Origin of the sequence: Lactobacillus taiwanensis DSM 21401 (genome assembly GCF_001436695.1) — a bacterium.
Taxonomy (GTDB): domain Bacteria; phylum Bacillota; class Bacilli; order Lactobacillales; family Lactobacillaceae; genus Lactobacillus; species Lactobacillus taiwanensis.
The window spans coordinates 16,567-28,959 of sequence record NZ_AYZG01000024.1; the positions used below are offsets into that span (position 1 = coordinate 16,567).

14 protein-coding genes, 1 pseudogene and 1 riboswitch are annotated in these 12,393 nt (G+C 33.7%); of the genes and pseudogenes, 11 read left to right on the top strand and 4 right to left on the bottom strand.

The genetic code is table 11. From position 1 onward, the window contains the following. Positions 1–38: 38 nt before the first annotated feature. Positions 39–1,007, top strand: coding sequence for a DUF1002 domain-containing protein (locus FD18_RS04690; RefSeq protein ID WP_057718861.1), 969 nt, complete (start codon positions 39–41; stop codon positions 1,005–1,007). Between the two features lie 163 nt (positions 1,008–1,170). Here FD18_RS04690 and FD18_RS04695 read toward each other — a convergent pair whose 3' ends face one another. Further along, positions 1,171–1,365, bottom strand: a complete 195-nt coding sequence (locus FD18_RS04695) for a hypothetical protein (protein WP_057718862.1) — start codon at positions 1,363–1,365, stop codon at positions 1,171–1,173. 82 nt (positions 1,366–1,447) lie between these two features. Then, the gene (locus FD18_RS04700; protein ID WP_057718863.1) at positions 1,448–2,200 is read right to left on the bottom strand and encodes a ribonuclease H family protein; all 753 of its coding nucleotides are present in this window, start codon (positions 2,198–2,200) and stop codon (positions 1,448–1,450) included. An 80-nt stretch (positions 2,201–2,280) separates the two neighbouring features. On the opposite strand from FD18_RS04700, the gene FD18_RS04705 reads away from it, so the two are divergent. The 3 genes from FD18_RS04705 (at position 2,281) to cls (ending at position 5,415) form a co-directional block, all read left to right on the top strand. Continuing rightward, positions 2,281–3,207, top strand: coding sequence for an alpha/beta hydrolase (locus tag FD18_RS04705; RefSeq protein WP_057718864.1), 927 nt, complete (start codon positions 2,281–2,283; stop codon positions 3,205–3,207). A 65-nt stretch (positions 3,208–3,272) separates the two neighbouring features. Then, entirely contained in the window at positions 3,273–3,941 is a 669-nt protein-coding gene (locus FD18_RS04710) for a zinc metallopeptidase (RefSeq protein WP_057718865.1), read from the top strand. Positions 3,942–3,954: 13 nt separating this feature from the next. Continuing rightward, on the top strand, positions 3,955–5,415 hold the full coding sequence (cls, locus tag FD18_RS04715) for a cardiolipin synthase (RefSeq protein WP_057718866.1): 1,461 nt from the start codon (positions 3,955–3,957) through the stop codon (positions 5,413–5,415). Between the two features lie 155 nt (positions 5,416–5,570). Here the strand turns inward: cls and FD18_RS04720 are convergent, their stop codons facing one another. Next, positions 5,571–6,047 carry a hypothetical protein gene (locus tag FD18_RS04720; protein ID WP_057718867.1) on the bottom strand — a complete coding sequence of 159 codons (477 nt, stop codon included), beginning with the start codon at positions 6,045–6,047 and terminating at the stop codon, positions 5,571–5,573. 126 nt (positions 6,048–6,173) lie between these two features. Between FD18_RS04720 and FD18_RS04725 the strand changes: the two genes are divergently transcribed. From FD18_RS04725 to FD18_RS04735, 3 genes are all read left to right on the top strand, one after another. Continuing rightward, complete coding sequence (locus FD18_RS04725; protein WP_057718868.1) at positions 6,174–6,887, top strand: NAD-dependent protein deacylase; 714 nt, start codon at positions 6,174–6,176, stop codon at positions 6,885–6,887. A gap of 115 nt (positions 6,888–7,002) precedes the next feature. Next, on the top strand, positions 7,003–7,533 hold the full coding sequence (locus tag FD18_RS04730) for a methylated-DNA--[protein]-cysteine S-methyltransferase (protein WP_057718869.1): 531 nt from the start codon (positions 7,003–7,005) through the stop codon (positions 7,531–7,533). Beyond that, entirely contained in the window at positions 7,520–8,299 is a 780-nt protein-coding gene (locus tag FD18_RS04735; RefSeq protein WP_057718870.1) for a TerC family protein, read from the top strand. Before FD18_RS04730 ends, FD18_RS04735 begins: the two co-directional genes overlap by 14 nt. Here FD18_RS04735 and FD18_RS04740 read toward each other — a convergent pair. Further along, complete coding sequence (locus tag FD18_RS04740) at positions 8,296–8,658, bottom strand: DUF488 domain-containing protein (protein WP_057718871.1); 363 nt, start codon at positions 8,656–8,658, stop codon at positions 8,296–8,298. The genes FD18_RS04735 and FD18_RS04740 overlap by 4 nt on opposite strands. Positions 8,659–8,735: 77 nt before the next feature. Between FD18_RS04740 and FD18_RS04745 the strand changes: the two genes are divergently transcribed. The 4 genes and pseudogenes from FD18_RS04745 to FD18_RS09340 all read left to right on the top strand — a co-directional run. After that, the gene (locus FD18_RS04745; RefSeq protein WP_057718872.1) at positions 8,736–9,362 is read left to right on the top strand and encodes a DNA-3-methyladenine glycosylase; all 627 of its coding nucleotides are present in this window, start codon (positions 8,736–8,738) and stop codon (positions 9,360–9,362) included. Positions 9,363–9,409: 47 nt separating this feature from the next. Then, a riboswitch (Lysine riboswitch) is annotated at positions 9,410–9,583 on the top strand. A 111-nt stretch (positions 9,584–9,694) separates the two neighbouring features. Continuing rightward, a complete protein-coding gene (locus FD18_RS04750; RefSeq protein ID WP_057718873.1) occupies positions 9,695–11,308 on the top strand; it encodes an ABC transporter substrate-binding protein/permease in 1,614 nt (537 codons plus the stop codon). Beyond that, positions 11,298–12,056 carry an amino acid ABC transporter ATP-binding protein gene (locus tag FD18_RS04755; RefSeq protein ID WP_057718874.1) on the top strand — a complete coding sequence of 253 codons (759 nt, stop codon included), beginning with the start codon at positions 11,298–11,300 and terminating at the stop codon, positions 12,054–12,056. The genes FD18_RS04750 and FD18_RS04755 overlap by 11 nt, the downstream gene beginning before the upstream one ends. 101 nt (positions 12,057–12,157) lie before the next feature. Then, positions 12,158–12,393 (top strand): annotated as a pseudogene (locus FD18_RS09340) (IS30 family transposase); the annotation flags it as partial.

The following is a 12,393-nucleotide window of genomic DNA, read 5'->3' on the forward strand; positions in this document are numbered from 1 at the left end:
CATTAAAATGAGTATCTTTCATAAGGAGAATAATTATTATGAAAAAAATACTAATTGCATTTCTAGCTATTCTAACAAGTGGATTTTTAAGCTTAGCCACTTTTGCTAATAATAAAACTGCAAAAGCAGATGATAACAATACTCCTGTTGTAACATTAGGTACATCTCTTACCTCTTCTCAAAAACAAGGAACAATTAATACCCTAACACAATCATTAAATGGTGCTAACTACACTACTATCACAATTACTGGGTCTGATCTTGTCAAATACCTTAACCCTTCTGGCTATGACTTCACCAACAATTCTGGTGTCTGGTCAAGTGCAATGGTCCAAAAGACCAATTCTGGTAGTGGAATTAATGTTCATATTTTACCTTATAATGGTCACAATAACATTACAACAATTACTGCTAATCAATATAAAAATGCCGCTTTAACTGCTGGTATTTCAGACGCTGATATTTATGTCACTTCTGCTACTCCAATTGATGGATCTGGTGCTTTAGCAGGCGTATATGCCGCTTATGCTAAAAATGGCAATTCATTAAATCAAAGCCAAATTAATGCTGCACAAACAGAAATGAATACCCTGAGTAAAATTACTAACCAAAATAAGAGTAAAGAAGGCTACTCAGATGCCCAATTAAATAATGCTATTGCTGGAGCTAAAAAGGAAATGGCTAAACAAGGTCAAAATATTTCTAATAGTCAAATTAGAGATATTGTTAATAATCAAATTAATATTAATCATCTTGGTGACACAATTAACAACGACCAAAAAGAGCAAATTATTAATGTTTTAATTAAGGTCAAAAATTCTGGTGCCTTAAAAGATAAAAATTTCCAGCAACAAGCTGGTCAATTAACTGACCAAATTCAATCTGGTGCTAAAAACATTTTTTCAAAATTCAATACCCCGGAAACCCGCAACTGGTTCCAAAAGTTAATTGATTCTATTGTTAACTGGTTTAGAAATATTTTCGGCGGTGCAATTATTTTAAAATAAATTAAGAAAAAAGACGGCTAAATATAGCCGTCTCCGTCGTCAAAACTAGTACCTGCGTGCGTTCTAGTCTTTCACTTATTATTATAGCAACTACTAGTAAAAGTGCATCAAAAAAGGTCTGCAATTTGCAGACTTTTTTTGTTTATCAAGCGGATTTTAATAATTATTCTGTTTTAGTTGTATCAGATTTTTCAGAATTTTCAGCAGTTTCTTCGTCTACAAATTCTGGATCTTCATCTTCAACTACATCATCATTATTATTAACTTTATCTATAATTTTCTTGGTTACTACTACAGCTACACCAACAGCCGTGCAAATTGCTGTACCAATACCAATTACTTTAAAAAACTTTTTCATAATATCACCTCATTTAAATTAATTTATGCACTTTCAATTCTTATTATAGTCGCTATTTATAATATTACGAATTTTTAAACTTTTATTTCATCTTATTCATGTATCGATTTAGTTCATGATCAACAAAAATATTTCCGTCGTTATCCGCGTGTCCTTTAGTCCAGCTAAATGTACTATCTGGAAAACTACCTAACAAACTGTCTAATCTCTTCCATTCATTAGCGTTAATCAAAGGCCCATTCGATCGTCTCCAGCCACGTTTCTTCCAGCCTTCAATCCAGTGCTTATTAATTCCATTTAAAACATATTGGGAATCTAAAACAAACAAGAGACGTTTTTCATTAAAACCAAGTTCTATTAACTTTTCTAAAGCATTAATCAAACCCAATAACTCCATCTTATTGTTAGTTGCACCAAATTCTCCACCAGAACCATAGGTACGGCCATCTGTCCATTCAATTAAGTAAGCCCACGCAGCTTTATCGGTTTTATTAACATGACCACCTTTATGAACACCGGTATTTCTTGATCCACCATCAGTATAGATAGTTGCGAAATATTCAGATGATCCATTGGAGGCAGCCTGATGTACCTTTGCACTTTTAGCTTTTGAAATACTATTAGCTTTAATTTTTTCAATTGCCCTATTTAAAGAATCTTCCTTTACAACATCTGGTTGTGTCTCTTTATTCCAATTCAAATATTCAGTAGCATCCGTAATTTTAGCAAATGATTTATATTCTGCTCCTGAATAACCATCCACTTGTTTCTTAGCATCTTCCCATGTTCGATAAACACCAGGTGTACGCCCTTTTTTCACTGCGTAAAATTTCATATTTAATCTCTCTTCCCTACTAACGACTATAAAATGTTAGAATAATTTTAACGCTAATGCTAGCAGAAAGGAGGAAGAGTATGTTTTTTATTCAAAAAAAGTATAGTGAAGAAGTTGAAAAAAATAATAAGCATAAAAATAAGGAACCTAGTATTGCCCGAATGTCAGTCTTAGGTTTAATGGCTACCTTTACTCCTACTCGTTGGCTACTTAGAATACACAAAAGAAAAGTTGAAGACAGCTCCACTATTGAAGACCCAGACTTTACTATCGAACAAATACCAATTTTTTATGTTCATGGCTTTCGAGGTGGAGACTATACAACGAACAAAATGGTAGAAGCAGCATGTAAAGCTAAAAATACAGACAAATTTCTAAAAGCAACTATTGATCCTTTTGGAAATTTCATCTTAGAAGGTACTTGGACAGCTGATAAGCAGCCAATTGTTCAATTAATATTTAAAGATCGAATCGCTGGCGTTTATGCTACTTCATATTACTTACGTGCTGCCCTTTCTTACTTAAGCAAAAGATATCATTTTAAAAAATATAGTGCAGTTGCTCATTCATTAGGTGCACCCTCAGTAATAAAAGCTGAAATGAAGACTAGTTTAAGAAAAAACTTTCCTCACTTAGATCACTGTGCATTAATTGCTGGCCCGTTTGATGGAGTAATGTACTTAGGAGATTTACCGAATGTTAACCGCCTTAATGAAAAGGGACGTCCAATTTTAATGAGTACTTCTTACTTAGGGATGCTATTTAATCAAAGACGCTTCAATCCCGATATTTCAGTTTTAAATATTTACGGAAATATTTTAGACGAAACAAATACCGACCGCTTTATATCTGTTGTATCAGCTAAGTCGATTCGCTATATTCTTGCTCCAGTTGCTCATTCTTTCCAAGAAGTAGAAGTTCGAGGAGATGCAGCTGAACACAGTATTTTGCATGACAATCCCTTTGTGATTAATATTATTAACAAGTTCTTGAAGTTAACAGATTAATAATTTTATAAAGAGAGAAAAACAACTATGTATTATATGCCATTTTTTATGATCCATATTTTTGGATGATTATCTTAGGTGTAGCAATTTCAGGCTGGGCCTCAATGAATGTTAATTCAACCTTTAACCGCTATGATCAAATTCAAAATCATGGTAACTACACAGGAAAAGTAGCTGCACGTTATATTCTAGATCAAGCAGGTCTTTACGAAGTAGAGATTCGTGAAGTTGCGGGTAATTTGACTGATAATTATAATCCAACTAATAAAGTTTTGAGCCTTTCTCAATCTGTCTATAATTCTTCATCGATTGCAGCTGTTGGTGTAGCTGCTCACGAAGTAGGACATGCTCTACAAGATGCCAGTGATTACGCTCCAATGAGACTGCGTTCTGCCTTAGTTCCAATCGTTTCTCTAGGCTCTAACTTGTCAATGCCATTAATTCTTTTAGGTCTAGTCTTAGGAATGAATCAAACATTAATTAAAATTGGTATTTGGTGCTTTGCTTTAGTTCTTGTATTCCAAGTAGTAACGCTACCCGTTGAGTTTAACGCCTCACATCGTGCATTACGCATGTTAAACAATGGTGCTATTTTAGATCCACAAGAAATGCCGATAGCTCGCAAAGTACTATTTGCGGCTGCCTTAACTTACGTAGCTGCTGTTTTAACAAGCATGTTACAATTATTTAGACTTATCCTTATCTTCGGCAGACATAACGACGATAACAACTAAGTTAACAGGGGGGATACTTATTTTTTCGAATGAATTCTGGGCTCTTCTTTGGGCAGTTAATACCCTTTTAGCCTTTTACGTTGTATTCCACAGAAAAAGATCTGTTGCAACCTCGTGGGCTTGGTTAATCATTTTATTAATTTTCCCTGTACTTGGTTTTATTCTATATGGCTTTATTGGACGTGGTCTGTCACAAGAGAATCTCTTTGCTATTAATAACCAAAAGCATATTGGTCTTGATAAAGTAAATAAAATGATCCCGCGTATTCCTAAAGCTGCGGGGCCAACTGATACTTCTAAAGAGGCTAAAATTTTAATAGATTATTTCAACTTCAAACACGATTCTCCACTTTCCAAAAATAATAAAATTAGTTTTTATACAGATGGAGAAGAAAAGTTTAAACGACTTTTTAAAGACATCGAAGAGGCCCAAGAAACTATTAACGTTGAATATTATTCATTTATGAACGACGATTTAGGGAACAAATTTCTTAATCTTCTAATAAAAAAAGCTCGTGAAGGTGTTAAAGTCAGACTTATTTATGATCCATGGGGTTCGCCTGGAGCTTCAAAAACATGGTTCAAGCCTTTAACTGATCTAGGTGGCGAAGTAGCCGCCTTTATCACTTCTCAAAATATGATAAAAAAATACCGTATGAATTATCATCTTCACCGAAAAATCGTAGTTATAGACGGCAAAATTTCATGGACCGGTGGCTTTAATGTCGGCGATCAATATGTAAGCAAAAGTAAGAAATTTGGCTACTGGCGTGATACTCATCTTAGAATTGTCGGTTCTGCATCATTGTTACTTCAAGAGCGTTTTGTAATGGATTGGAATGCTTCAATAACAGATAAAGGAGAGACAATCTCTTTTAATGAAAAACTTTTTCCAAAAATTGAAGAAAATAAACTCACAGAAGATGATGTAGCCACACAAATTGTTTCAGACGGGCCAGATACCTCTACTCCTTACTTACGTAACGGTATGATTCGAATGATGATGATGGCAAGAAAAACATTATGGATTCAAACCCCCTACCTTGTTCCAGATGATCCAATGATTGCTACTTGGGTTATTGCAGCCCATTCAGGAGTAGATGTACGCATTATGATTCCGTCAATGCCTGATCATCCCTTCATTTATCGCGCAACGCAATGGTATGCCAACTACTTGCTACATGAAGGAATTAGAATCTACGTTTACAATAGTGGCTTTATTCATGCTAAAACTGTCATGGTTGACGATCGCTTTTCAGCAGTTGGATCAATGAACCAAGATTTCCGGTCATATAGCTTAAATTTTGAAGCTGATGCTATTTTTTACGATAAAAATATTACCTGGGAATTAAATTGCATTTTTGAAAGAGATTTAGAAAAATGTAGTGAGTTAACCTTAGATATTACTACAAATTGGTCTCGTTATCTTCGTTTTAAACAAGCATTTTCTAGATTACTTTCACCAATTCTATAAAAAAGTGTCTGGGAAGAAACTCAGAAATTAAGAAATCCTACTAAATCTTGGTATTGATAAACCTTGATTTAATAGGATTTTTCTTTTGAGTAAAAGTCCGAGATTAACTAAAAGCAGACTTTTTTCCCAGACATTTTTTGTGCTCTTAGTATTTCTTACATTATGGATTGAACCTCAATCCCAACATTTGATCCTAAATATTTTCTAATATTTATAATTACATCATTAATTTGTTGAGAGAATCGCAAATAGTACGCTTGCCGATTATTGGTCTGAAAGATAGCCATTACAGTTGGCTTTTTAGGATTGGGAACAGTAATCAAGGTTACATGAACAATATCAGTATACTTAACAGTGCGTTTAAAATATCCACTTACTACTAATCGTTTCTTAGCTAAGCCACTAACACCATCGATAATACTCATTAGTAAAAATGTTGCAATAAAGATATTCATGAGTAATGTTGGATCAGTAAAGTAATCTAAGTAAAAACCAATCAATAAAAAAATTAAAGCCCAAATAACAGATGAACTCCTAAAACGAGCCTTATAATCAATGTTCGCTTGCCAATACCAACTATAAAAAATATAGCCAATCAGCAAAATATCAAAAGTAATATATAAAAGTGACATATTTTTCCTTCTAAAATTTATAAATTATCGTTAAATTTCTATTTCAATTATAACAAATACCCCTTTTCCTCTCATCATTCTATAATTGACTTAGCTGAAAATTAATAATAGTAGGAGGTTTTAATTATGAGTTTAGATAAGCAAATTGCTGCACTTCAAGCTGATCTTAATGCAGCTCATTATGTCACTTACTTAACCGGTGCCGGCGTTTCAACTCCATCGCATATTCCTGACTATCGTTCAAAAAATGGAATTTACAATGGGATTTCGGAAAGCCCAGAACAAATTTTAAGTGAAGATACTCTTTTTCATGAACCAGCTAAATTTCATCAATTTGTAATGGAAAATATGTATTTTCCAAATGCTCAACCAAATATCATTCATAAAAAAATTGCCGCTAGTTGCAATAAAAATGGTATTTTAATTACTCAAAACGTAGATGGTCTAGATAAAAAAGCAGGCAATAAACATGTAATCGAATTTCATGGTAATCTTTACAACATTTTTTGTACAAAATGTTATGAAAGAATTTCTTATGATGAATACAAAAAATCATATTTTCATGAAAAAGATAATGGCATCATTCGACCTGGAATTGTCTTATATGGGGAGCCGATTAATGAGGATATTTTAATTAATTCAATAAAAAATATTCAAAATAGCGATTTAGTTATTATTGCTGGAACCAGTTTTGTTGTTTATCCTTTTGCTCAACTTCTTGCTTATAAAAAGCCGAATGCAAAGGTCTGGGTTATCAATAATACCATCGTTCCTGCACCTGAGGAAGTTTCAACAATTATTTCAGATGCCGAAAAAGTATTTGACAAATTATATATATAACCGATATTATCTTAACTAACATTTTATTTAATTCATCAATTACTCTTTCTGTTATTTTTTGCTATATAATATAAGTTAGAGCTAATATATTAATTAAAAGAAGGGTTAAGATTAAATGCCACTTGCTCAAGCAAAAGTTTTTTACTATGATTTTGTTAAAATTAAGCCATGGATCTATGAAATAGTTATTAGTGACTTAGGACTAGCTTTTGTTGGTTCTAAAAATAGTAATATTGAATCTTCGATTTTAGGATTTTATCCTAACCACCTTCTTATTCAGGATTCAAAAAAATTAGCTCCTTATGTGCAACAACTCAAAGAATATTTTGCAGGCAAACGTCGTTCTTTTACTGTCCCAATTGACTATTCAAGTTTCGGAACTCCCTTTCAAAATCAAATTGTTAAAATGATTGAAAATATTCCTTATGGAACAACCATCTCCTATAATGACCTAGCATCTGCTGTCAATGGCTCTACATCGGTTAGAACGGTTGCTCATGCAGTTGCTTTAAACCCATCTCTAATTTTTATTCCTAGTCATCGTGTAATTTTAGCTCCGGACAAGGTAGGAAGTTATAGAATGGGAGAAGAAGAAAAACAACGTTTAATAAAACTTGAAGAAGGCTATTTGAATGCAGCTGATTAAACTTTATCAACCTTTTTTTGATGCAAATAATTGGGCACATGTCTTAACTAGCGGGCAAGACTGGATGATGATTCTAACATTGATCTTAATGGAGTGTCTGCTTTCTGTTGACAATGCTGTCGTTTTAGCTGCTCAAACACAAGTCTTACCTACTAAAGATGAACAACGTAAGTCTCTAGTATATGGACTTTGGGGTGCCTACCTGTTTCGTTTTATTGTTATCGGAATTGGTACTTACTTAATTAACTTTTGGGAAATCAAATTACTTGGTGGCTTATACTTACTCTATTTAGTTTATAAATATTTCTATGATGTCCGGCACCCTCAAGAAGTCGCTCAAAAAGAAAAGGCCAAAAATACTCATAAAAAAAGGCACTCTAAAATAAAGAAACATCATCTTTCTTTATTTTGGAGAACAGTTATTTCAATTGAATCAATGGATATCGTTTTTTCAATTGATTCAGTTTTAGCAGCACTAGCAATGTCAAATAACCCAGTTGTAGTATTAGTTGGCGGAATGATTGGTATTTTATGTATGCGTGGTGTTGCAGAAGTTATCATTAAACTAATGGAAATCATTCCTGAACTTCAAACAATGGCCTACGTGCTAATTTCAATCATTGCAGCTAAACTGCTTATTTCACTTCCACCACTAAACTTTAAAGTACCCGACGCAATTTTTGCTGGAATTGTTTTTGGCACAGTTATCATAACAATTATTTTTCACTATATACGTCAAAACGTACATGGCAAAAAAATGCCTTAATTTAATTGACTATCAACAAACTCTTTAAGTACAACCGCTTGGTTGTGCTTTTTATTTTTCGCACCGTATAAAAATAAAACATTTCCTTTGGCTAATTTTTCTTTTACATCTTTAACAAAAGCTGCTGTGACTGGATTAGCTTTCAATTGAGCTATATACTTAGATTTGAATTCAGGATATTTATCATCTTCATGATTAAACCATTTTCTTAGCTCATTTGTTGGACCAATTTGTTTGTCCCATTCATCTAAATGCGCTCTCACCTTACTCATCCCTCGAGGCCATAAACGATCTACTAAAATTCGATACCCTTCAGGTTGTTCATGATCATATATCCTAATGACTTTTATTTCACTCATTTTTACATACTCCTTCTAAATAAAATATATTTACTTTCAATTATGAGTGTACAACTTTTTTAGAAAGAAGAACTAACATGAACTACAAAGACTTTTTTACTAATAGATCTACTAGCGAAATTAGTAAGGATCTATTAGGACGCACTTTATCCTTTAACAATGGAAAAGAAATTTTATCGGGTACAATTGTTGAAGCAGAAGCTTATGTTGGCGTAAAAGACCGCGCTGCACATTCTTATGGCGGGAGACGAAGCCAAGCAAACGAAGGCTTATATCGACCAGGAGGCAGCCTATACATTTATTCGCAAAGACAATATTTTTTCTTTGATGTTGCTTGCCAAGAAGAAGGAGAGCCACAAGGAGTTTTAATCAGAGCAATTGACCCAATAACTGGAATTGAGACAATGACTAAAAATAGAAATGGAAAGACTGGCCGCCTTCTGACTAATGGGCCTGGTAAAATGATGCAAGCCTTGGGTATCACAAGTAGAAAATGGGACTTATCTCGTTTAGAGGATTCTCCTTTTGATATTGACATTAATCATAAACGCAAAATCGAAAAAATTATTGCTTTGCCAAGAGTCGGAATTAATCAATCAGATCCAGAATGGGCTCAGAAGAAATTAAGATTTATAGTTGCGGGAAATCCTTATGTTTCTGACATTAAGAAAAAAGATATCAAAAAAAATCATGGCTTTATTTGACAAAAGATTAAAAATCGTTTAGTCTTTTTATCAGTTAAATAAATTCCCAATGCAATAGAGGTTGCAAGAGTCACAAGATTTATTTGAGCACACGAATGCAATGATAATAAGTTTTAGGATTATTGCCGAAACAAATTTTCTTTCGTGAGGTTAATTTGTTGGGATGTAAGAGCATATCTTACATACTGTCCTGGTCGTCCCCAGGGAGCGCTATATGATTTGGTTTAATTACTGATGATTTTTACAAACCTCGTTGTTTTTGGTAAACAACGAGGTTTTTTCGCTTTTATTGTATTGGCTTTATTTGAAATAATTTTTGGAGGTATTTCAAAGTGAAGTCAAAAATAAGATGGTTTAGTGCTTTATTAGCCTTAATTTTAAGTTTAGTGATTGGTTTTAGTTTTAATTCTAATCAAACTCAAGCAGCTAAAAAAGAAGCGCCTTTAAAAATTGGTATGGAGGCTAACTATCCTCCATACAATTGGACTCAAACAACAGACAAAAACGGCGCTGTTCCAATCGACGGCTCTAAGCAATACGCAAATGGATACGATGTTCAAATTGCAAAAATCATCGGCAAAAAATTACATCGTAAAGTTGTAGTAGAAAAAACTGAATGGGATGGTTTATTACCAGCTTTAACTTCTGGAAAGATTGACTTAATCATTGCTGGCATGTCTCCTACTGCTGAACGTAGAAAAGCAATCAACTTCTCTAAACCATATAGAAAAAGTACTTTCGTAGTTATCACAAGCAGAAACGGAAAATTTGCTCGAGCAAAAGGTTTAAATGATTTTAAAGGCGCAAAATTAACTGCACAACAAGGTACATTACACTATGACCTGATTAAGCAACTTCATGGTGCTAAACGCGAACCAGCAATGAGAAGCTTTTCTGCAATGCGTCAAAGCTTACAATCAGGTACTATTGATGGTTATGTTGCAGAAGATATTGAATACAAAAGTTACAAGACAGTTAACCCTAACATCGTTGCCGTTAACTTAAACAAAATGCAAGGTTTCAAAGTTGATCACGATGATTCAATTACATCAATTGGTGTTAAGAAAGGCAATACTGAGTTACTTAACCAAGTTAATAGCATTTTAAATGGTATTTCTAATAAAAAGCGCGACCAATTAATGGCTGATGCTGTAAAAGAACAACCTCAAGCTGGGGGCAACAAGAAAGAAAATTGGTTTATGTCAATTATGCATCGCTATGGTTCAATGATCCTTGGCGGTGTTGGTATGACACTTCTTCTTGCCTTAGTTGGTACTATCGTTGGTTTCTTCATTGGTTTACTTGTAGGTATTGTTAGAACTATTCCAACTCCTAAGTCTGCTGGTAAAAAGTGGGGCCTAAAGATAGTTGATTGGATTTTAGCTGTTTATATTGAAGTATTCCGTGGAACTCCTATGATGGTTCAAGCTGCTGTTATCTACTACGGAATTGCCCAATTATGGCACCTCAACTTAAACCGTACTGTAGCTGCTTTAGTAATTGTTTCAATTAATACTGGAGCTTACCTAGCCGAAGTTATTCGTGGTGGTATTAATGCCACTCCTAAAGGTCAATTCGAAGCAGCTTCTGCAATCGGTATGACACACTCACAACAAATGTGGCATATTATTTTACCTCAAGCCATTAGAAATTGTTTACCATCTATTACTAACGAATTTATTGTTAACATTAAGGATACTTCAGTATTAAGTATTATCTCTGTTTCAGAATTGTTCTTTGTTGGTACAACTGTTGCCAGTCAAACATTCCAATTCTTCCAAACTTACTTCATCATTTCAATGATCTACTTAATCTTGACATTCTCTATTACTAGAATCTTTAACTTCATTGAAAAGAAACTTGAAGGTCCAAAAAACTACAATTTAATGGCTAACCAATTACAAATAGAAGATCCAAAGGAGACTGGATTTGAACATGAACAATAATAACGAAGAAAACATTTTACAAGTGCAACATTTACAAAAAAAATATGGTGATCACACAGTATTAAAAGATATTTCTTTTAATATCAACAAGGGGGAAGTAATGACCATTATTGGACCATCTGGTGGTGGTAAGTCAACCATGCTCAGATGTATCAACCTTCTTGAAGAACCAAGCAGTGGAGAAATTTTATTCCATGGCAAAAACATTCTTGATCCTCATTTTGATCGTAACCAATTTCGTTCAAAGGTTGGAATGGTTTTCCAGCAATTCAATTTATTCAATAATAAAAACGTGCTTCAAAACTGCATGATCGGCCAAGAAATGGTTCTTGGTCGCTCTAAAGAAGAAGCAAAAAAAGTTGCCATTGAAAACTTAAAGAAAGTCGGCATGGATCCTTTCCTTACTGCTAAGCCACAACAGTTATCTGGTGGACAACAACAACGTGTAGCAATTGCTCGAGCAATTTCAATGGATCCAGAAGTCTTACTCTTTGATGAACCTACTAGTGCTCTAGATCCAGAAATGGTTGGTGAAGTTCTTAATACTATGCAATTACTAGCCAAGACTGGTTTAACAATGGTCATTGTTACTCACGAAATGGGATTTGCACGCGACGTTTCTGATCAAGTTGTCTTCATGAGCGATGGAGTTATTACTGAACAAGGAACTCCACAACAGATCTTTAACGATCCACAAAAAGAAAAGACTAAGAAATTTTTACGTAACTTTAGAAGTAATGAGCTTTAAGCAAAATAATATGTGCTTTTAGCCTATAAACTATTAAAAAACTGATTCTCAATGTTTATAATAAAGAGGATCAGTTTTTTGTTATTTATTTTTTATTTTTCGAAGACATATCAAATACTTTAGTTTATTATCCTCATCCTTATATATCTTGTGACAAAGGAACCGTTGAAAGACATAATGGACTATTTATTCCTAAGGGAGAGGCAATAGACAATTATTCACTACAAGACATCATAGACATTGAAATCTGGTGCAACTCTTTACCAAGAAAGATATTGGCATATCATACACCAGATGAAATCTTTGAAAGAGAATTAGATCTAATCTATCAAGCAGC